The sequence below is a fragment of the Mesorhizobium sp. XAP4 genome (genome assembly GCF_029269325.1).
Lineage (GTDB): Bacteria > Pseudomonadota > Alphaproteobacteria > Rhizobiales > Rhizobiaceae > Mesorhizobium > Mesorhizobium ciceri.
On the sequence record NZ_JARIXW010000002.1, the window covers coordinates 765574 to 786470 of the forward strand.

A 20897-nucleotide genomic window follows, 5' to 3' on the forward strand; every position below is an offset into this window, starting at 1 on the left:
AGCGAAGCTCCGTCGCGGAGACCCTAGGATGACGAAGTTAGAAGCACTGGAAGCTAACCGCCGACGCATGCGATCAGTCACTCCTTCGGCTCGGGCCCGACCGGAGGCCTCGCCTCGTCAGCAGGCTTGTAGAGATAAAAAAACTGCCAGACGGCGTAGCCGGCGAAGCCGAGCGCGATCATGCCCCAGAACGGCGTGCCGGTGGCGAACTCGATGATCGACCAGATGACGCAGACCGCGACGACGGCGACACGCCGCCACAAAGGCCGGAAGAAGGGGTGTTCGGAATCTTTCATCGGGCCAATCTACAGCAATCGGCCTCGCCGGGAACCCGTCGCACCAGCCATTGGGAGACTAGACATTTGGAAAGCCTTGCGTCTCGACCGTGTATCCGGCCGCCGTCATGACGCGCATCAATTCCTTGTAGCCCACTTGCGCCATCCTGAGCGGCGGGTTCTTCTTCGGGTCCTGCTCGGCCTCGACCACGAACCAGCCCTCATAGCCATGGTCGGCGAAGCGCTGCACGATGGCGCCGAAGTCCAGCGAACCGTCGCCCGGCACGGTGAAGGCGCCGAGCGCCACCGCGTCGAGGAAGGACTGCTTCGTGCGGTCGAGCTTTTCGATCACCCCCATGCGGACGTCCTTCACATGCACATGGCTGATCCGGGTATGGTGGTTGTCGATGGCGCGCAGCACGTCGCCGCCGGCGAATGCCAGATGGCCTGCATCGAGCAGCAGCGGAATGCCGGCTCCGGAATAGCGCATGAAGGCATCGAGTTCCGGCTCGGTCTCGACCACCGCCGCCATGTGGTGGTGGTAGGACAGCGGCATGCCCTGTTCGGCGCACCATTCGCCAAATTCGGTCAGGCGCTTCGCATAGGCTTTCATCTCGTCGTCCGACAGCTTCGGCTTGGTCGCCAGCGGCTTCGAGCGGTCGCCCTGGATCGAACGGCCAACCTCGCCATAGACGATGCAAGGCGCGTTCACCGCCTTGAACAGGTCGATCATCGGCTGGATGCGATCCTTGTTGTCGGCCATCTCCCCATCGACCAGCGTGCCCGAGAACCAGCCGCCGCACAGCGTGACGTCGGCGGCCTTCAGGATCGGCAGCATGATTTCGGGGTCATTGGGAAAACGCCGGCCCATCTCCATGCCGGTGAAGCCGGCCGAGCGCGACTGGCGCAGACATTCTTCCAGCGACACGTCATCGCTGAGCTCCGCAAGATCGTCGTTCCACCACGCAATGGGGGACATGCCCAGTTTGGCTTTCAAGTCGTCACTCCGGTCCTAAAACAGTTTCTTGCTCGTTGGCGCCGCCCCTCATCTGCCTGCCGGCATCTTCTCCCCGTGTAGAGACGGGGAGAAGGAGGAGCTTCGGCGCCTCTATCAATCGCCGATGGTCTGCATCTGCCGCTTTTCGTCATACGCCTTGCGCGCCGCGTTGACCTGCGGCCGCACTGACACTTCCGGCACCGCCACATCCCACCAGTGACCGCCGGCATCGGTGGAAACCAGCGGGTCGGTGTCGATGACGAGCACCGTGGTGCGCGTATTCTTCCTGGCTTGTGCCAGCGCGTTTTCCAGCCCGGCGATCGACGGCACTTTCTCGGCAATCGCCCCCATGCTCGCCGCATGCGCGGCGAAGTCGATGTCGGGCAGAACCTCGTGGCGCGAGTCCTTCAGCAGATTGTTGAAGTTGGCGCCGCCGGTCGCCATCTGCAGCCGGTTGATGCAGCCATAGCCGCGGTTGTCGAGCAGCACGATGGTCAGCTTGAGGCCGAGCATCACCGAGGTGGCGATCTCCGAATTCATCATCAGGTAGGAGCCGTCGCCGATCATGACGACGATCTCCTCGCCGGGCTTCGCCATCTTGGCGCCGAGCCCGCCGGCAATCTCGTAGCCCATGGTCGAGAAGCCGTATTCGCCATGGTACGAGCCGGGCGCGCCCGCCTGCCAAAGCTTGTGCAATTCGCCCGGCAACCCGCCGGAGGCATTCAGCAGCGTCACACCGGAGCCCATGGCGCGCTGCACCGCGCCGATCACCTGCGCATCGGACGGATAGGCGGCATTGGTCGACGCCGTCACCTTGGCCGCCTCGACCGTCCAGGCCTTCTTGCCGAAGGACGCATTGTCGGTCCAGCTTGCCGGCGCCTTCCAGCCCTTCAGCGCAGCACCGAGTTCCGCCAGGCCCTCGGCCGCATCGGCCACCAGCGGCAGGGCGCGGTGCTTGCCGGCATCGAAGGGCTGCACGTTGAGTCCGATGATGGTCTTGCCCGAATTCTTGAACAGCGCCCACGAACCGGTGGTGAAATCCTGCAGGCGCGTGCCGATGGCCAGCACGACATCGGCTTCCTCAGCCAGTCGGTTGGCGGCAGAAGTGCCGGTGACGCCGACCGCCGCCATGTTGAGCGGGTGGTTGTCCGGCAGCGAGGATTTGCCGCCTTGCGTCTCGCAGACCGGGATGCCGCCGCTCTCGGCGAATTTCGCCAGTTCGTCCGACGCCTGCGAATAGAGGACGCCGCCGCCGGCGATCACCAACGGCTTTTTTGCACCCTTGAGCGCGGCGACCGCGGCCGCCAGTTCCTGGCGATCCGGGCGCGGCCGGCGCTGGTGCCAGACCCGCTCCGCGAAAAAGCTCTCGGGATAGTCATAGGCCTCGGCCTGGACGTCCTGGCAGAGCGACAGCGTCACCGGGCCGCATTCGGCCGGATCGGTCAGCACGGCCATGGCACGGCTCAGCGCAGGAATGATCTGCTCCGGCCGGGTGATGCGGTCGAAATAGCGCGAAACCGGACGGAAGCAGTCGTTGACCGTCGCCGTGCCGTCGGAAAAATCCTCGGCCTGCTGCAGCACCGGGTCGGGGATGCGGTTGGCGAAGACATCGCCTGGCAAAAACAGGACGGGCAACCTGTTTACATGGGCGAGCGCCGCCGCCGTCACCATGTTGAGCGCGCCGGGGCCGATCGAAGAGGTCGCGGCCATGAAGCGGCGGCGGAAATTGGCCTTGGCGTAGGCGATTGCCGCATGCGCCATCGCCTGTTCGTTGTGGGCGCGAAAGGTCGGCAGTTCGTCGCGCACCTGATAGAGCGCCTCGCCGATGCCGGCGACATTGCCGTGGCCGAAGATCGCCCAGAGACCGCCGAAGATCGGGACTTTGCTACCGTCGATCTCAGTCATCTGGCGCGACAGGAAGCGGGTCAGCGCCTGCGCCATCGTCAGGCGGATTGTCTTGCTCATGGTGTTTTCCTCCGCAGTCCTATTCCGCGCCTTCTTATGCCGCCTTGCGGCCGCGCGCGGCAAGCCACGCATCCGTCAACTGTTCGAAGCGCTGCGCCATGTCGGCGATAGCCTCGTCATCCGATATCCTGCCGGCCAGCCATTGTTCGGCCGCATGGACGAAGATGGTGCGGCCGACGGCAAAACCCTTGACGATGGGTGCCTTGGCGGTGGCGGCGAATGCCGCTTCCAGTTCGTCCTGCGGCGCTTCCAGGCCCAGCAGCACGACGCCGCGGCACCAGGGGTCGTGCTTCAGGATCACGGCCTCGATCTTCGCCCAGGCGCCGCTCGACGCCTGCGGCTCGAGCTTCCACCAGTCCGGCTTGATGCCGAGCGCATAGAGTTCCTCCAGCGCGCGCGGGATCGTCGTGTCGTCGAGCTTGCCATGCTTGCCGGCAATGATCTCGATGAGAAGCTCCCTGCCTACCTTCCGCGCGGCTTCGAACAGCGCGCGCAACTTCTGCTGCTGTTCGTCCTTGAGCGCCGCCGGATCGTCGGGATGATAGAAGCACAGGCATTTGATGCAATGGTCGACCGGCCACTCGGTGAGCTGCGAGCCGATGTCCTGCGAGAATTCGAAGCGCAGCGGCCGCGAACCCGGCAGCTCCACCGGCCGCCCGAGCCAGGCGAAGGAATGCCTGGCGAATTCGAACATCGCCTTACGGCCGTGTTTCTCGTCGATCAGCATGCCGTAGCCGTCGCGGCCGGCGGCAACCTTCGCCGCCGCCTTGACCGCCAGCACCTTGAAATCCTGGATGCGTGCGGGATCGGCACCGGCCTTCGCCGCCACATCCTCGAGCTGCACGCGGTGGTCGCAGGCGAGCGCCATCATCGAGGGAATGTCGCGCCGGCGCGTCGTTGCCCAATGGATGTGGTTGATCGCCTCGTCCTTGCGCAACGCCAGATGCCTGCTGCCGTTCTTGAGGAAGAACCGCAGCTCCTCGAAGGTCGGATATTCCGGCGCGCAGAGCAGCCGCGACACGGCGAAGGCGCCGCAGGCATTGGCCCAGGTCGCCGCCGTCGCATGGTCTTCGCCGCCCAGCCAGCCGCGCAGGAAGCCCGACATGAAGGCGTCGCCGGCGCCGAGCACATTGTAGATCTCGATCGGAAATCCCTTGCCGACGACGCCGTCCTCGAGATCGTCGCTGATCGGTCCGTCATAGACGATGCAGCCCATCGCGCCGCGCTTCAGGACGATGGTGGCGGACGACAGCGAGCGGATTGTCTTCAAGGCGCTCAGGCAATCATCGGCGCCCGACGCGATCATGATCTCTTCCTCGGTGCCGACGATGAGGTCGCAGTCGGGCAGCACCGTCTTCAGCTGCGCCGAGACCCGGTCCGATTTCACATAGCGCTCGAACCCTTCGGCATGGCCGGCGAGGCCCCACAGGTTCGGCCGGTAGTCGATGTCGAACACCACCTTGCCGCCCTTGGCCTTCATGATGCCGATCGCCTTGCGCTGCGCGGCATCGCTGTTGGGCCTGGAAAAATGCGTGCCGGTGACGACGATCGAGCGCGCCGAGGCGATGAAGGCCTCATCGATGTCTTCCGGCGCCAGCGCCATGTCGGCGCAGTCCGAGCGATAGAAGATCATCGGCGAGACGCCTTCGTCCTCGACCGACAGCAGCACCAGCGCGGTTAGCCGCTCCTTGTCGGTCTTGAGCCCGTCGACATTGACGCCTTCACGCGTCAGCTGCTCGCGGATGAAGCGGCCCATCTGCTCGTCACCGACGCGGGTGAGCAGCGCCGAGCGCAGGCCGAGCCTGGCGGTGCCGACCGAGATGTTGGCCGGGCAGCCGCCGACCGACTTGGCGAAGGAGGTGATGTCCTCCAGCCGCGAGCCGATCTGCTGGCCGTAAAGGTCGACGGAAGCGCGACCGATGGTGATGACGTCGAGCGGCGCGTATTCAGCGTCCACGGCTTCGCTCATTGGAACCTCCCGTCGGCCTTGTTGTGTTGGGGTACACGCGCGAGCGGCAGCGTGGCGCCGGGAATATGAAATAATAATTCCAATCCATAGTCAATATGGAATGAGCATTCCTTCGGTGAAAAGTACCTTTTCGGCGGTGGATCAGGCCTTGCGCTTGCGGCCCGTATCGCGCCGCTTCTCGCCGACGCCGACGGTCAGTGCCATGGCCAGCGCCATTGTCGCCGACAGTGAGCGGAAGCCGGCGAAATCGGCCTCGGCAACCTCGAACCAGACCTTGGCGAACTGGGCGAGCGGCGAAAACGAGCTGTCGGTGATGGCGACGATCGGCACGCCCTGTTCCGAAATGCTGCGCGCCTCCTCGATCGTGGCGGGCGCGTAGGGCGAGAAGGAGATGGCGATGACGGCATCCGCCGGCGTGGCGAAGCCGATCATCTCGGCATTCAGCCCGGCCGCCGATTCGATCAGCTGGTTGCGGATCTTCAGCTTGCCCAGTGCATAGGCGATGTAGGACGCCACCGGATAGGAGCGCCGCTTGGCCAGCACATAGATGGTTTCCGCCTTTGCCAGCAGGGAAATAGCGTCTTCCAGATGCGCTTCGTCCAGCGTGCGCGAGATGTCGTTGAGCGAGGTCGAGGCGGCGGCGACGAAGCCGTCGAAGATCGCCCGGTGGCCGGCGCCTCCCTCAGCCTTGACGCGCAGCGCCTGCAGCCTTTCGTCATAGGATGAGTTGCGCTCGCGCAGCCGCTCGCGAAACACCTGCTGCAGGCTGGTGAAACCATCGAAGCCAAGCTGCTGGGCAAATCGGATCAGGGTCGAAGGCTGCACGCCCGCCGAAGCGGCGATGCTGGCGGCGGTGCCGAAGGCGATATCGTCGGGATTGTCGAGCGCATGGGCAGCGATCTGGGCGATGCGTTTCGGCAGGCTTTCGCGTCGCTCCAGGATGGTGGTGCGCAGCGTCTCGAAATCGCGAGGTACCCGTTCGTCCATCGTCGCTCTGTCCAGGCTCATGCGTGAAGCGTCCTCTGTGCCTCATCATAGCGAGCCTGCGCAAGAACACCATAAAAAATGAGGCAGACATTCCATTTCAGGAGAAAATGGACTAATTCATCCACGCAGCGCTTCAAGCAGTGGAGAAACGGAAAATGGTCGGCGTCGGTCTCATCGGTACGGGTTTCATGGGCAAGTGTCACGCCATTGCATGGAGTGCCGTCAGCGCCGTCTTTCCCGACGTGGCCAAGCCACGGCTGGTCCATCTCGGCGAGGTCAATGAAGAGCTTGCCCGGCGCAAGGCGGGCGAGTTCGGTTTCGCCAAGGCGTCGGGCGACTGGCGCGCCGTCGTCAACGATCCCGAAGTCGACATCGTCTCGCTGACCACGCCCAACCAGTTCCATCCGGAAATGGCCATCGCGGTTCTTCAGGCAGGCAAGCATCTGTGGTGCGAAAAGCCGATGGCGCCGAGCTTTGCCGAGGCCGAGGCGATGGCGGACGCGGCGAAAAAGTCCGGCAAGGTCGCGGCCCTCGGCTACAACTACATCCAGAGCCCGGCCATCCGCCATATCGGCGCGCTGCTGGAAGAGAAGATCATCGGCGAGGTCAACCATCTGCGCATCGAGATGGACGAGGACTTCATGGCCGACCCGGAGGCGCTGTTCTTCTGGAAGCACGAAGCAGCTTCCGGCTATGGCGCGCTCGACGATTTCGCCGTGCATCCGCTGTCGCTGGTCTCAGCCCTGTTCGGCCGCGTCGCCAGTGTCATCTGCGACATGGCCAAACCCTATGCCGACCGCAAGCTGGCCAGTGGCGGCCGTCGCGCGGTGGAGACCTACGACATCGCCAGCGTGCTGATGCATCTGGAAAACGGCATTGCCGGCACGCTGCTGGTCAACCGCTCGGCCTGGGGCCGCAAGGGCCGCATCGCCGTCCAGATCTTCGGCTCGAAGGGGTCGATCCTGTTCGACCAGGAACGATCGAACGAATTCCAGCTCTACCTCACATCAGATCGGCCGACCGAACAGGGCTACCGCACCATCCTGGTGGCGCCGCACCACAAGCCCTATGACCTCTTCGTGCCGGCGCCGGGCCATGGCCTCGGCTTCAACGATCTCAAGATCATCGAGTGCCACGAATTGCTGACGCGGCTTGAGGGCAGGCCGGCGCGGCTCATCGAGTTTGCCGAAGGGCTGGAGATCGAGCGCACGGTGCACGCGATGGCGCGCTCGTTCGAGGAAAAGCGCTGGGTGGACGTACGGTGATATAAGCCCGCTCAAACGACCGTGGCAGCGACGTTCGTCTCCCATCCATTCACCCAGACCTGCCGCAAGCGGTCGCCTTCGCCCTTGAAGCGTAACCCGGTCGCCTGGCAATCCGCGATCCGGTCGCTGCGGAAATTGCGGATCGCCTGGCGCAGCTCGCACCAGGCGACGATGTTGGCGGTTTCGGCGTAGTAGATGAGCGCGATCGGGCGGATGAGGCGCTCGGAGGCGCGGCCCATTTCGTCTCGATAGGAGAGGTCGAGCTTTTCCTCGTCGCGGATGGCGCGTCGCACCAGCGCAAGGTCGATCGCGCCGGTCGAAGGCGCGGCGAACCCCCACGCATGCAGCGCATTGGCGTCGAATACCTGGCGCAAGGGCGGCGGCACCGCGCCGGCGATCTTGGCGCTGACGCGCTTGGCCGCCTGCTTGAGCTCGCTGTCGCCGGTGCGCTCCAGCAGCGCCAGCGACAGGACGATCGCCTCCATCTCCTCGATCGAGAACATCAGCGGCGGCAGGTCGAAGCCGGGACGCAGGATGTAGCCGATGCCGCGCCCGCCCTCGATCGGCACGCGCATCGCCTGCAGGGCGGCAATGTCGCGATAGATCGAGCGCACCGTCACCTCCAGCCGCTCGGCGATCGTCGCTGCCGTCACCGGCTGCCGCGCCAGCCGCAGGATCTGGATGATCTCGAACAGGCGCGACGCCTTGCGCATTTTTCTCGCCCGGTTTCCATCACAACTGACACACCATCGTCAGTTGGGCTGACCTATAGGAGCGCCTATCGAATTGAAAATCAACAGGTTCCGCTGCGGTTTGGCGGAGCGAGGCGGCAGGCAACTGACATGGGCTATGCGGAAAATCTCTGGCTTTTCTTTATCCTGCTGTTAGGCATCATCGCCGTTCCGGGCATGGATATGCTCTTCGTGCTTGCCAATGCACTGACGGGCGGCCGCGACCGAGGCCTTGCCGCGACCGGCGGCATCATGGTCGGCGGCATGGTGCACACGCTGAACGGCGCCATCGGCGTCGGCCTGCTGATGCATTTCGTGCCGATCCTGTTCAAGCCGCTGCTGCTTGCCGGCGCCGCCTACATGGCCTTCATAGGCATCACGCTGATGCGCAGTTCCATCATCGTCGGCCAGGAGGGGCCTGCCGGCAGCCGTTCCGCATGGAAGGCGTTTCGCCAGGGGTTTGTGACCTGCCTGATCAACCCGAAGGCATACCTGTTCGTGCTTGCCGTCTACCCGCAGTTCCTGAAACCGGACTACGGTCCGATCTGGATGCAGGCGACGGTCATGGGGCTGCTGACCGTGGTGACGCAGGCTGCGATCTATGGCGGGCTGGCGATCACGGCCGGCCGCAGCCGCAACGTTCTGATCGCCAATCCGCGGGCGACCATTTTTGCCGGCCGGGCGGCCGGACTGCTGCTCTTTGCCGTGTCGGTGTTCATGGCATGGGAAGGATTAAGGGCGGCGTAATCCCGGTCACCGCCGCCCACTTCCCTATGCCCTGTCAGGCAGCTCCCTGCCGGTTGTCGATCATGGCGCGGCGTGCCGAGCGGCGCCACTCGACGGCGCCGGCAAGGCCGTGCAGCACGGTCTCGGTGGTCGCCCAGTCGATGCAGCCATCGGTGATGCTCTGGCCATAGACCAGCGGCTTGCCCGGCACCACGTCCTGCCGGCCGGCGACGAGATTGCTCTCGATCATCAGGCCGATGATGCGCTCGTCGCCTGCCGCGACCTGGCCGGCGACATCTGCCGCCACCTTGGGCTGGTTCTCGGGCTTCTTGGCCGAGTTGGCGTGGCTGACATCGATCATCAGACGGGGCGCAATGCCGATGCGGGCGAGTTCCACAGCGGCGGCCTCGACGCTCGCCGCGTCATAGTTGGGCTGAACGCCGCCGCGCAGGATAACGTGGCAGTCCTCATTGCCCGTGGTCGTGGCGATGCCGCTGCGCCCGCCCTTGGTCACCGCCATGAAATGATGCGGCTGCGCGGCGGATTTCACCGCCTCGGCGGCTATGCGCAGATTGCCGTCGGTGCCGTTCTTGAAGCCGACCGGGCAGGAGAGGCCCGAGGCCAGTTCGCGGTGGATCTGGCTCTCGGTCGTGCGCGCGCCGATCGCGCCCCAGGCCACGAGGTCGGCAATGTATTGCGGGGTGGTCATGTCGAGGAATTCGGTCGCCGCCGGCAGGCCGAGATTGTTGACGGCCGACAGCACATTGCGTGCCATCCGCAGCCCCTTGTCGATGTTGAAGCTGCCGTCGAGGTCGGGATCGTTGATCAGGCCTTTCCAGCCGACCGTCGTGCGCGGCTTTTCGAAATAGACCCGCATCACGATCTCCAGCCGGTCCGACAGGCTCTCGCGCAGCGCCGCGAGACGGCTGGCGTAATCGACCGCCGCGACCGGATCGTGGATCGAACACGGGCCGACGATGACGAGCAGCCGGTCGTCGGTCCCGTTCAAGATGGCATGGATTGCGTTGCGCGATGCGCTGACGGTGCGCGTCGCCGTCAAAGTGCGCGGTATCTCCCGCATCACCTCGTCCGGTGTGCTCAGTTCTCGGATTTCTTTGACCCGGAGGTCGTCTGTGGTGGTCAACACGGCTTTCTGCTCCTGTCGAGAGCATGATGCCGAAAAGTGTGAAGCGGTTTTCGGACGACATCATGCTCCTCTTTGATTTAGAGGGAACCTGCCGGCTGAAAACAAAAAAGCCGCCAGGTATGGCGGCTGTTCGGATCTTGTTGCTGCAATCTTCAGATCGAGCGCAATCCTCCCGCCGCCAGCGAGCTCCTAAAGTACCAATATGTGGCGGTCAGGTTGATCATGAGGCTCATATAGTCGATGCGGAGGCACTTGTCACGTGCCCTGATGCGGAGACAATTCGGGATGGCCGAAGCACCCAAACTTCGTGCTCCCTGGGCGGAGCAGGAGCGAAGCTCCGTCGCGGAGACCCTGGGATCCATTCCGTGACTTTGGCCGAATGGTGCAGCGGAGCAGAATTCCGCACCGCAGCACCGCTCAGAAGTCGCGGCATGGATCCTCGGGTCTGCGCCGCGTCGCTACGCTCCTTGCTCCGCCCGTGGATGACGAAGTGATGGGCGTTTGAGACTCGCCGGCGTTACTCCGGTGACGCCCCCGCAATGCTTTGATCGTAGTCGACCAGCGACCCGGTCATGACACCGGACTGTGGGCTGACCATGTAGCTGATCAGACGGGCAAGCTGGTCCGGCTTGACCAACTGGCCCATCGGCTGCGTCGCTTCGGCCTTCGCCAGCCAGTCGTCCGGCGCGTCGTGCCACTTCTTCTGCACGATGTCCTCACCTTCCGTGTCCATCCAGCCGGGCAGCACCGCATTGCAGCGGATGCGGTTGTAGCGATAGGCATTGGCGACATTCTTGGTCAGTGTCATCAGCGCGCCCTTGCTGGTCGAATAGGGCGTCAGGAACGACTGGCCGGTATGCGCCGACATCGACAGCACGTTGACGATCGAGCCGGGTGCCTTCTTCTCAAGGAGATGCGCCACCACGCCCTGCATCAGGAAGAACGGGCCGCGCACATTGGTATCGAAAATCGTATCGAACAACTCTTCGGAGGTTTCGACCAGCGAACCGCGCGCCGAAGTGGCGGCGGCGTTGACCAGCGCGTTGACGGTGCCGAAATGCGAGATCGCGGTGGCGACCGCGCGCTTGCAGTCCGCCACTTTTGACACATCGGCGCTGATGAAGATCGCATCGACGCCGGCTTTCTTGAAATGGGCGACGGCCCTGTCGCCCTTCTCCTGCGAGCGGCCGATGAGCGCCAGTGCCCGGCAGCCTTCATCGGCCAAGGCCTCGGCGACGGCAAAGCCAATGCCTTGCGCGCCGCCGGTGACGATGGCGCGTGTCTGTGAATTGCGATCGGCTGATGCGCTCATCGCTCTGCTCCTGTGGTTTTTCCTAAGGGTTCTCTTACTTGTCGAGACTGACGGTCTTGCCGGTCGTTGCTGATTTCAGCGCTGCGTCGGCCAGTTTCAGCGCCACCAGTCCGTCCGCACCGCTCGGCGCGGCCTTCTTGCCTAATGTCGCTGCGGCGATGAAAGCAGCGATCTCATTGGCATAGGCGTCGAGATAGCGGGTCATGAAGAAGTCGTGCAGCGGCGGGCGGGTATAGCCCTTCTCGTTGGCCAGCTCGATCGACACCGGGCGCTGGTTCTCGGCCGCGACCATGCCTTTCGAGCCATGCACCTCGATGCGCTGGTCGTAGCCATAGGTGGCGCGGCGCGAGTTGGAGATGACGGCCTGCTTGCCGGAAGCGGTTTCGAGGATGACACTGACGCTATCGAAATCGCCGGCAGCGCCGATCTTCTTGTCGACCAGCACCGAGGCATGGGCGCTGACCGCCACGACCTCTTCGCCGAGCAGGAAGCGCGCCATGTCGAAATCATGGATGGTCATGTCGCGGAAAATGCCGCCCGAGCGCTTGATGTAATCGATCGGCGGCGCGCCCGGATCGCGCGAGGTTATGGTGACCATCTCGACGGTGCCGATGGCGCCGTCGTCGATCGCCTTGCGCACGGCGGCGAAGTGCGGATCGAAGCGCCTGTTGAAGCCGACCATCAGCGTCGCCTTGGTCTTCTCGACCACGGCCAGGCATTTCTCGACGCGCTTGACGTCGAGGTCGATCGGCTTCTCGCAGAAGATCGCCTTGCCGGCCTTGGCGAAGCGCTCGATCAGATCGGCATGGGTGTCGGTCGGCGTGCAGATGATGACGGCGTCGATATCTCCGGCTTTCTCGATGTCCTCGATGCTGCGCACCTCGGCGCCATAGGCGCTGGCCAGTTCGGTGGCCGCCTTCTCGAACGCATCGGCAACCGCAACCAGTTTGGCCTGCGGATTGGAGCCGACGGCACGGGCGTGGACCTTGCCGATGCGGCCGGCACCGAGGAGAGCGAAGCGAACGGTCATGGGTATTTCCTCTGGGGGAATGGGTTGGAGAGAGTTGTCCACACCTTGCTTTTGGGGAAAGGTGGCAAGGCTATTTTTCGAGCGCGCCAGAAAACAGGATGACCATCCTGTTTTAGGCCGCGAGTTCCGCCTCCCCGGTCTTGGCGCCGGTGATGTAGGAGACGATATCGTTTCCGTCGGTGTTCTCCTTGCGCAGATTGGCGACGATGCGGCCGCGCCGGAACACGACGATACGGTCGCAGAGATCGAACACCTGGCGCATATTGTGGCTGATCAGGATCAGCGGCTCGCCATTGTCCTTCAGCGTACGCACGATGTTTTCGACCTGGGCGGTCTCCTGCACGCCAAGGGCGGCGGTAGGCTCGTCCATGATGATCAGCTTGGAGGCGAAGGTCGCGGTCCGGGCGATCGCCACGCACTGGCGCTGACCGCCCGACATGTGGCGGATGGTGTTGGACAGATTGGGGATCTTCACCGCCGTGCGGACCAATGCCGCCTCGGTCGCCTTGCGCATGTATTTGCGATCGAGGATCGAGAACGGGCCGAGGTTGAACAAAACCTTCTCGCGGCCGAGGAACAGGTTCGACGGCACGTCGAGATCGTCGGCCAGCGCCAGATTCTGGAACACGGTCTCGATGCCCGCCGTGCGGGCCTCGATCGGCCCGGCAAAATTCACTTCCTTGCCGTCGAACCAGATCTGGCCGCTGGTGCGCTGCTCGACGCCGGTGATCTGGCGCACGAAGGTCGATTTGCCGGCGCCGTTGTCGCCCATGATGGCGATATGCTCGCCCTTGCGCAGCTCGAAGTTCGCGCCTTCCAGCGCATGCACGCCGCCATAGCGCTTGGTCAGGTTTTCGGTCTTCAGGACGATGTCTGACATGGTCATGCCCTCATTGCCCGCAGGCGTTGGCGCCACTGGTCGAGAACCACCGCACCGACGATGATCACGCCCTTGACCATCTCCTGGTAGTAGGCGTCGAGGCGCAGGAAGGTGAAGCCGGAGATGATGACGCCGAAGATCAGCGAGCCGATCACCGTGCCGATGATCGAGCCGCGGCCGCCCGACAGCGAGACCCCGCCGATGACCGCCATGGCGATGGCGTCGAGTTCGTACATCACGCCCATGCCGGACTGCGCGGTCAGGTTCTTGGAGCTCAGCACCACGGCGGCGAGCGCGGCGAGAATGCCGGCGATGACGTAGACCAGGATCTTGTGATTGGCGATCTTGATGCCGGACATACGCGCGGCGTCCTCGTTGGAGCCGATCGCGTAACAGTGCTTGCCGTACCTCGTATAGGTCATGATCAGCTGGAACAGGATGGCCAGCGACAGGAAGATGACGACCGGCATCAGGCCTTTGCCGATGCTGGCGAAACTCTCGGTGGGAAACGAGATCGGCTGGCCCTTGGACCACCATTTGGCGATGCCGCGCGCGGTCACCATCATGCCGAGCGTGGCGATGAACGGCGGAATGCGCGTGTAGGCGATCAGCGCGCCATTGACCAGGCCGGCGAAGAGGCCGCAGGCGATCGCCACCAGCAGCGGCACGATGACAGGCAGGTCGGTCCAGCCTTGCGCCAGGAACATCGCCTTGGGATTGGGGTTGCCGTTGACCGTCGCCACCTGGGCGAAGCTCATGGCGATCATGGCGGTCGCGCCGACGATCGAGCCCGAGGACAGGTCGATGCCGCCGGTGATGATGACCTGTGTCACGCCGATGGCGATGATGCCGACGATCGACACCTGCAGGATGATGATCTGCAGGCGCGCTTCGTTGAAGATGCCGCCGACATCGCTGCGTGTGTTGAACAGGAAGCTGTCGCCGAGAAAGATGCGGCCGATCAGTTCGAAGATGACGACGAGAATGACCAGGGCCAGGAAAACATTGAACTCGGCCGGCCATGTGCGCTTCTTCGCATCATAACCGACGCCGCCGACGCCATGAGATGTCTGTGCCACGTATTCTGTCCTCCATCAGCCGCGGTCGCCCTCGCGCCGTGCCGGCGCTGAGGGAGAGAGGGGAGCGGCGCTGTCTTGATCGAGAGCGCCGCTCCGTATCGAACCGCTGGCGGCTCAGTTCTTCTTCAGGAACTTGTCGATGTTGGCTGGCGTCACCAGCTGGAAGGGCACGTAGACCTTGTGCTCGACCTTCTCGCCCTTGGAGAGCTTGAGCGCCGCATCGAGAGCGCCGGCGCCCTGGCCGGCGGCGTCCTGGAACACGGTTACGTCGAGGTCGCCCGCCTGCATGGCCGCCAGCGCGTCCTGGGTGGCATCGACGCCGCCGACGACAACCGCCTTCATGTCGATGTTGCCGGCCTTCATCGCCTGGATGGCGCCGATGGCACTTTCGTCATTGTTGGCGATGACGCCATCGAACGGCTTGCCGGTCGACAGCCAGTTGGTCATCAGGTTCTGCGCCTCGTCGCGGTTCCAGTTCGACGTCTGCTTGTCGATGATCTTGATGAAGCTGCAATCCGGCGTCGCGATCACATCGTCGATGTCCTTGGTGCGCTGCACGGCGGCCTGGTTGGAAAGCTCGCCCATGATCACATAGACATTGGCTTCCTTCTTGCCGGCTTCCTTGAACAGGCGGCAGACTTCCTTGGTCTCGAGCGTGCCGGAATCGGCTTCGTTCGAAGCGACGAAGGCCTGGTTGTCGGGCAGCGTGTCGACATTGACCGGCTCGCGGTTGACATAGACCAGCGGGATCTTGGCTGCGGCGGCGGCATCCGACATCGCCTGCGTGGCCGAAGTGTCGACCGGGTTGACGATGATGGCGTCGACGCCCGAAGCGGCGAAGTTCTTGATCTGGTCAAGCTGCTTGGCAACGTCGTTCTGCGCGTCCTCGACCTGCAGCTCGACGCCGCTCATGCCCTTGGCCTGCTCGATCATGCCGTTGCGCAGCACGGTCAGGAAGTTGTCGTCGAATTTGGCCATCGACACGCCAACCTTGGCGGCCAGGGCGGATGAACTCATCAGCGCCGCGAAGGCGACGCCTAAAATCAATTTCTTCATTGTGTTTCTCCTCCACATATTGGTGTCCGGTTTCACCGATTTATCCGGAATCCCCGATCTCCCCGGGGAATCTCTCCCTGATGTCGTTTCTATTCCGGGTGACGCTTGCCGTTGGCTGGAACGTCAAACCCTCTGTTTGAAACAGATATTCCGGAACGAAAGAACCAAAATATACAGATGATGAAATATTTATTCCATTTCACATCGGGGCGTCAAGGGCGATTCCGCGGCCTGCCGGCCGATTTACGCATCGCTCTGATGGATTCTATCATTTGCCTCGGCACCTTGCGCGGCGGCTGGCTAGATGTTTTCCGGCAGATAGATGTCGAAGGGCAGAAAGGTCTGGCCCGGAGCGTTGGCGGCGCCGGTTTCGATGGCATGCGCCATCAGGTCGACGAGCTCACGGCATAAAGCGGCGAGCGGGGTCGAGATCACCATGGTGAGGATGTTGTCGGCGAGCGCCGCGCGCGACTCGGCGTTGATCTCGTTGCAGACGACCACCGGCATGGTCGCGGGCTTCGCTGCCCGCAGCGCCGAGACCGCGCCTTCCATGCCACCGCCGGCGACGTAGCAGCCGGCAAGATCCGGATAGCGCGCCAGAAGATCGATCATCGCGTCATGGGTCACCTGGTTGGCTTCCAGATTGACCAGCGTTTCAAGCACGCTGAACTCCGGCGCATGCTCGCGGAAGAAGGAGCGAAAGCCGATCTCGCGCAGCTCATGGCCGTGGAAGCGGTGGCTGCCGACGAAGAGGGCGACCTTGCCGGGCCGCTTGGCTGCCTTGGAGATCATCCATGCGGCGGTGCGCCCGACCTTGCGGTTGTCGAGGCCGATATAGCCCTCCCGGATACCGGCGGCAAAATCGGACAGCACCGAAAAGACCGGCTGTCCTCTCGCCTTCAAGGTTTCCACGACCGCTGTCAGGGTCGGATGGTCCGGACCGACAACGGCGATGGCCCTCGATTTCGCCGCCAGCCTGCGCATCTGCAAGGCGATCTCGTCGGGAGCCAGGGAGCTGGCGAAATCGATGCTCGCAACGCCGCGGAAGCGCTGCGATTGCGAGATGGCCAGTTCGAGTTCCCGCGCGAAGTCACCGTAGAAGGCATCATTGCCCCGCAGCAGCAGGAAGCCCAGGCGGTACTCCGGCAACTCCTGGCGCATGCGCTGCTTGATAAGGCCGGCGGCGTGGTAGCCGATGTCGGTAGCGGTCTCGTAGACGCGGCGCGCTGTCTCTTCGCGCACCGGCAGCCGGTTGTTCAGCACGCGGTCGACGGTGGCGACACTGACGCCCGAGATGCGCGCCAGATCGGATATTGTCGGCCGCTTCACCATGCTTGCCTCGTCGGGTTTGCTCGAGCCCTTCGTACATCATCCTGATGGGAAATGATAGAAACTATCTTTATGATGTTGAGTCTATCATCGGTCGGCGTTACTTTGACGCCTGAAGCCAAGGGATTTCATGGCATTCGCTCTGGCGGATGCCTTTGCCGAGGGAGGCAATCATGTCCACTGCGCCGTCCCGGCGTGACTACAGCCTGATCGGCCGCGACGCCAAGCTCGCCGTCGAGACCGGCCTGTCGGCGGCCGAGTGGTATCACACCGACATACCGCGCAAGCAGATGAAGGAGCTGATGCAGCGCTCCGACGGGCCGGCGATCCGCGATACCGCGATCTGGTTCGCCGCCCTGATCGTCAGTGGCGCCGGCGGCGCCTGGCTCTGGGGCACATGGTGGTGCGTGCCGTTCTTCTTCGTCTATGGCGTGCTCTACGGCTCCTCGACGGATTCACGCTGGCACGAATGCGGTCACGGCACCGCCTTCCGCACGCAATGGATGAACGATGTGGTCTATCAGATCGCCTGCTTCATGATCATGCGCAATCCGGTGACCTGGCGCTGGAGCCACACGCGCCACCACACCGACACCGTCATCGTCGGCCGCGACCCGGAAATCTCGGTGATGCGGCCGCCGGATCTGGTTCGCGCCATGCTGGGCTTCGTCGGCGTGCTCGACGCCTGGCATGCGATGAGCGATATGCTGCGCAACGCCGCCGGCACCGTCAGCGCCGCCGAAAAGACCTTCATTCCAGAACAGGAACAGCCCAAGGCGATCCGCGTCGCCCGCATCTGGACGGCGATCTATGCCGCCACCGTCGGGCTGGCGCTCTACACCGGTTCGTTCCTGCCGCTGATGCTGGTCGGCCTGCCCAGGCTCTACGGCGCCTGGCACCATGTCATGGTCGGGCTGCTGCAGCATGGCGGCCTGGCCGACAATGTCACCGACCACAGGCTGAACAGCCGCACCGTCTACATGAACCCAATCAGCCGCTTCATCTACTGGAACATGAACTACCATGTCGAGCATCACATGTTTCCGATGGTGCCCTATCATGCGCTGCCGAGGCTGCACGAGCTGATCAAGCACGATCTGCCGGAAGCGACACCGTCGATCCTGGCCGGCTACCGCGAGATGATCCCGGTCTTCCTGCGCCAGCTGCGCAACGAGGACTATTTCCTCAAGCGCGAGCTGCCGCCGAGCGCACGGCCATATCGCGAGGAATTCCACAACGACACTATCGCCGCCGCGGCGGAATGATCGTGCTTCCATCCGATCCAGACTGTTTATTTAACGCAATTCCGGACGGAAAACCGCTGCGCACTTTTTTGCTTTTGGGAGGACTTGAATGAGCGACTGGGTCGAGGCCTGCGCCACCGGCGACATAGACGAGGAGGATGTGATGCGCTTCGACCACGGCGGCCGCACCTTCGCCATCTATCGCAGCCCCGACGACGAGTTCTTCGCCACCGACGGCCTTTGTACGCATGAAAAGGTGCACCTGGCCGACGGGCTGGTGATGGATGACATCATCGAATGCCCCAAGCACAATGGGCGCTTCAACTACAAGACGGGTGACGCCCGCGGCGCCCCGGTCTGCATCAATCTCAAGACCTATCCGGTCAAGGTCGATGCCGGCAAAGTCCTGATCCAGATCGGATGACTGACATGGCGGGGGGGATGCTCATCATCGGCGCCGGCGAATGCGGCGGGCGGGCGGCATTGGCGCTGCGCGACCTCGATTATCAGGGGCCGGTGACGCTGGTCGGCGACGAGCCGCATCTGCCCTATGAGCGCCCGCCTCTGTCCAAGGAGGCGATGGCCAGCGATGCGCCCGAGATCAAGGCGATCGCCAGCGACGCAATTCTGGCCGAGAAGTCGATCCGGCATATCCATTCCGTCCAGGCCGTCGCGATCGACCGCGCGGCGCATACTGTGCGCCTGTCGGACGGATCGGTCCTGCCTTACGACAAGCTCCTGCTGGCAACCGGTTCGACGCCGCGCAAGCTGCCGATGCCGGGCCTGGGTCCGCGCTGCGTCTATCTTAGAACCTTCGCTGATGCGCTCGCCATTCGCGCGCATCTCACCCCCGGCAACCGTATCGCCATCATCGGCGGCGGCTTTATCGGCCTCGAACTCGCCGCCGCGGCCCGCAAGCTCGGTGCCGCGGTCACCGTCATCGAGGCGCAGCCTCGCATCCTGATTCGCGGCGTGCCGGCGGAGATCGCGGAAATCATCCATGAGGCGCATGTCGCCGAGGGCGTCGACATCCTGTGCGGCGACGGCATCGCGTCCATCGCCGACGATGGCAACGAGGTGCGCACCACACTTGCCGGCGGCCGGGAAATCGTCGCCGACCTCGCGATCATCGGCATCGGCGCCGTGCCGGTGACCGGGCTTGCGGCCGAAGCGGGGCTGACGATCGACAATGGAATTGCAGTCGATGCCGAGCTGCGCAGCTGCGATCCCGACATCTTTGCCGCCGGCGATTGCTGCTCGTTTCCGCTCGCCGTCTATGGCGGCCGCCGGGTGCGGCTGGAAGCCTGGCGCAACGCCCAGGAACAGGGCGCGCTGGCGGCCAGGAACATGCTCGGCGCCGGCGAGGCGCATGCGGCGGTGCCGTGGTTCTGGTCGGATCAATATGGTCTGTCGCTGCAGATCGCCGGGCTCTCCGACGAGGGCAAAAACACCGTGCGCCGCGATCTCGGCGACGGCGCCTTCATCCTCTTCCATTTGGCTGAAGACGGCAGGCTGGTCGCGGCCAGCGGCATCGGCCCCGGCAACGCGGTCGCCCGCGACATCAGGCTGGCCGAAATGCTGATCGCCAAGCGGGCCAAGCCGGCGCCGGAAGCGCTGGGATCACCGGATGTGAAGCTGAAGTCGTTGTTGGCCGCCTGAGCCTACGCTCCCCCTTTTTGGGGGCCGCTGCGCAGCTGCGGGATGGGAGTGCGGCACCGCCCCTGACCTTCGGTCCGACCTGCCCTACAAGGGGCAGGTAAAGGCTCTGAACCCCAGCCCTAAAACAGCGCCTTCAGCTCCGGCAGTTTGTCGTTCACCAGCCAACCATAATAATTCTCTTCCGGCAGCTTTTCGGGCTCACCGGCGGCGCGGCGCCTGTCGTTCTCCGCCTTCAACGCATAAGCGCGCTGCTCCGGATTGCCGACATTGTAGAGCGTAGCGGTCAGCCCAGGATTGCCCGAAATGTCGAAGCCGGCAATGCTTTTATAGGCATCGATCGATTTCCTGATCGTCGCGGCGACGTAGGGGAGCGTCAGGTCGGGATCCATGATGGTCTTGTAGACCGAATTGGGATCGCCGACGTCGAGCTTGGGCAGGCCCGAAACCTTGTGCACCAGATCGCTCATCTGCAGGGCGGTCAGCGGATTGAGCTGGCCGAGGCCGAAGGTCTGGCCGGCATAATAAGGCTGGAAGAAGGTGGCGCCGAAGCGGTCGTCGGGAAAGCTGGTCCCGCCGACCGACTTGCCGCGAAACGAACGGTTCCACACCTGTTCGCGGCATTCCCACAGATCGTAGCTGTCGGACATCCCCGCGCATTTCTTGAATTCCGGCCGTTGCACGAAGTCGGTGATGTCCTCGCCGTCATAGGCGAAGGACAGCTTGCTGGAGAGATAGGAGATCGCCTTGACATAGTAGGTCTGCAGCCGGTCATAAGCATCGACGTTGTAGGTGTGCTCGCCGACGATGGCGCCGACGATGTGCAGGGGATCGATGCCGTAGGCGGCCGCCGCCTTCCTGATCTTGCCGCGCAGATCGGCGTCGTTCTGCAGCAGGGCATAGACCTTGCGGTACTTCGCCTGGAAGCTGGTGTTGGTCGCCTGCGTGCGCCGGCTGGAGGCGCCGGGAATGTCGGGCTGCACGGCATTGCGATTTCCCGGCGGCACCAATGTCGCTGCCTCGGCGGCGAACAGCGTCGCCGCCAGCGTCAAGCCGAGAATGACCAGGATCAGTTTTTTCATGCACCCGCCGCCCAAGCAATTCCAGGAAAAGTGTGAAACGGTTTTCCGGAATTGCGTCAACCAAGAGATCGAGAATTGCCGCGCAAACTAGGTAAAGCTCTTGGTCGAGTCGAGAGCGCCCCTTCACCCGGCAGGACGAAAGGTGGCCAGATGGTACCATCTGGCCA

19 protein-coding genes are annotated in these 20897 nt (G+C 63.6%); 5 read left to right on the plus strand and 14 right to left on the minus strand.

The features are described from left to right. Positions 1-77 precede the first annotated feature (77 nt). The 5 genes from P3C39_RS12670 to P3C39_RS12690 all read right to left on the minus strand — a co-directional run bounded on the left by P3C39_RS12670 (position 78) and on the right by P3C39_RS12690 (position 6193). Positions 78-296, minus strand: coding sequence for a hypothetical protein (locus P3C39_RS12670; RefSeq protein WP_027161053.1), 219 nt, complete (start codon positions 294-296; stop codon positions 78-80). Positions 297-354: 58 nt separating this feature from the next. After that, positions 355-1272 (minus strand): myo-inosose-2 dehydratase, encoded by a 918-nt coding sequence (iolE, locus tag P3C39_RS12675; RefSeq protein WP_063169768.1) that lies wholly within the window; start codon positions 1270-1272, stop codon positions 355-357. 114 nt (positions 1273-1386) lie between these two features. Next, positions 1387-3237, minus strand: coding sequence for a 3D-(3,5/4)-trihydroxycyclohexane-1,2-dione acylhydrolase (decyclizing) (gene iolD / locus P3C39_RS12680; RefSeq protein WP_275953234.1), 1851 nt, complete (start codon positions 3235-3237; stop codon positions 1387-1389). 34 nt (positions 3238-3271) lie between these two features. Next, on the minus strand, positions 3272-5206 hold the full coding sequence (gene iolC, locus P3C39_RS12685) for a 5-dehydro-2-deoxygluconokinase (RefSeq protein WP_275953233.1): 1935 nt from the start codon (positions 5204-5206) through the stop codon (positions 3272-3274). 141 nt (positions 5207-5347) lie between these two features. Then, complete coding sequence (locus P3C39_RS12690; protein WP_024502014.1) at positions 5348-6193, minus strand: MurR/RpiR family transcriptional regulator; 846 nt, start codon at positions 6191-6193, stop codon at positions 5348-5350. Positions 6194-6348: 155 nt separating this feature from the next. On the opposite strand from P3C39_RS12690, the gene P3C39_RS12695 reads away from it, so the two are divergent. Beyond that, positions 6349-7458, plus strand: coding sequence for a Gfo/Idh/MocA family oxidoreductase (locus P3C39_RS12695; RefSeq protein ID WP_275953232.1), 1110 nt, complete (start codon positions 6349-6351; stop codon positions 7456-7458). Between the two features lie 11 nt (positions 7459-7469). Here P3C39_RS12695 and P3C39_RS12700 read toward each other — a convergent pair whose 3' ends face one another. Continuing rightward, complete coding sequence (locus P3C39_RS12700) at positions 7470-8171, minus strand: YafY family protein (RefSeq protein WP_127370704.1); 702 nt, start codon at positions 8169-8171, stop codon at positions 7470-7472. Positions 8172-8300: 129 nt separating this feature from the next. Between P3C39_RS12700 and P3C39_RS12705 the strand changes: the two genes are divergently transcribed. Continuing rightward, complete coding sequence (locus P3C39_RS12705; RefSeq protein ID WP_275953231.1) at positions 8301-8936, plus strand: LysE family translocator; 636 nt, start codon at positions 8301-8303, stop codon at positions 8934-8936. A 34-nt stretch (positions 8937-8970) separates the two neighbouring features. Here the strand turns inward: P3C39_RS12705 and P3C39_RS12710 are convergent, their stop codons facing one another. The 7 genes from P3C39_RS12710 to P3C39_RS12740 all read right to left on the minus strand — a co-directional run bounded on the left by P3C39_RS12710 (position 8971) and on the right by P3C39_RS12740 (position 16751). Beyond that, positions 8971-10062, minus strand: coding sequence for a 3-deoxy-7-phosphoheptulonate synthase (locus P3C39_RS12710; protein ID WP_224618266.1), 1092 nt, complete (start codon positions 10060-10062; stop codon positions 8971-8973). A gap of 517 nt (positions 10063-10579) precedes the next feature. Beyond that, positions 10580-11374: an SDR family oxidoreductase gene (locus P3C39_RS12715; protein WP_275953230.1), complete on the minus strand. Its 795-nt coding sequence runs from the start codon at positions 11372-11374 to the stop codon at positions 10580-10582. A gap of 34 nt (positions 11375-11408) precedes the next feature. Continuing rightward, complete coding sequence (iolG, locus tag P3C39_RS12720; RefSeq protein WP_275953229.1) at positions 11409-12404, minus strand: inositol 2-dehydrogenase; 996 nt, start codon at positions 12402-12404, stop codon at positions 11409-11411. A gap of 112 nt (positions 12405-12516) precedes the next feature. Next, positions 12517-13284 (minus strand): ATP-binding cassette domain-containing protein, encoded by a 768-nt coding sequence (locus tag P3C39_RS12725; RefSeq protein ID WP_013528363.1) that lies wholly within the window; start codon positions 13282-13284, stop codon positions 12517-12519. Between the two features lie 2 nt (positions 13285-13286). Then, entirely contained in the window at positions 13287-14363 is a 1077-nt protein-coding gene (locus P3C39_RS12730; protein ID WP_013528362.1) for an ABC transporter permease, read from the minus strand. Between the two features lie 114 nt (positions 14364-14477). Continuing rightward, on the minus strand, positions 14478-15419 hold the full coding sequence (locus P3C39_RS12735) for a sugar ABC transporter substrate-binding protein (RefSeq protein WP_024502009.1): 942 nt from the start codon (positions 15417-15419) through the stop codon (positions 14478-14480). Between the two features lie 300 nt (positions 15420-15719). Then, entirely contained in the window at positions 15720-16751 is a 1032-nt protein-coding gene (locus P3C39_RS12740) for a LacI family DNA-binding transcriptional regulator (protein ID WP_013528360.1), read from the minus strand. 170 nt (positions 16752-16921) lie between these two features. Here P3C39_RS12740 and P3C39_RS12745 point away from each other — a divergent pair, with 170 nt between their 5' ends. From P3C39_RS12745 to P3C39_RS12755, 3 genes are all read left to right on the plus strand, one after another. Next, entirely contained in the window at positions 16922-18013 is a 1092-nt protein-coding gene (locus tag P3C39_RS12745) for a fatty acid desaturase family protein (protein WP_275953228.1), read from the plus strand. 88 nt (positions 18014-18101) lie between these two features. Next, on the plus strand, positions 18102-18416 hold the full coding sequence (locus P3C39_RS12750; RefSeq protein ID WP_013528358.1) for a MocE family 2Fe-2S type ferredoxin: 315 nt from the start codon (positions 18102-18104) through the stop codon (positions 18414-18416). After that, entirely contained in the window at positions 18413-19651 is a 1239-nt protein-coding gene (locus tag P3C39_RS12755; protein WP_275953227.1) for an FAD-dependent oxidoreductase, read from the plus strand. The genes P3C39_RS12750 and P3C39_RS12755 overlap by 4 nt, the downstream gene beginning before the upstream one ends. Before the next feature lie 119 nt (positions 19652-19770). On the opposite strand, the gene P3C39_RS12760 is transcribed toward P3C39_RS12755, so the two are convergent. Then, on the minus strand, positions 19771-20730 hold the full coding sequence (locus P3C39_RS12760) for a DUF1402 family protein (protein WP_064992846.1): 960 nt from the start codon (positions 20728-20730) through the stop codon (positions 19771-19773). Positions 20731-20897 lie beyond the last annotated feature (167 nt).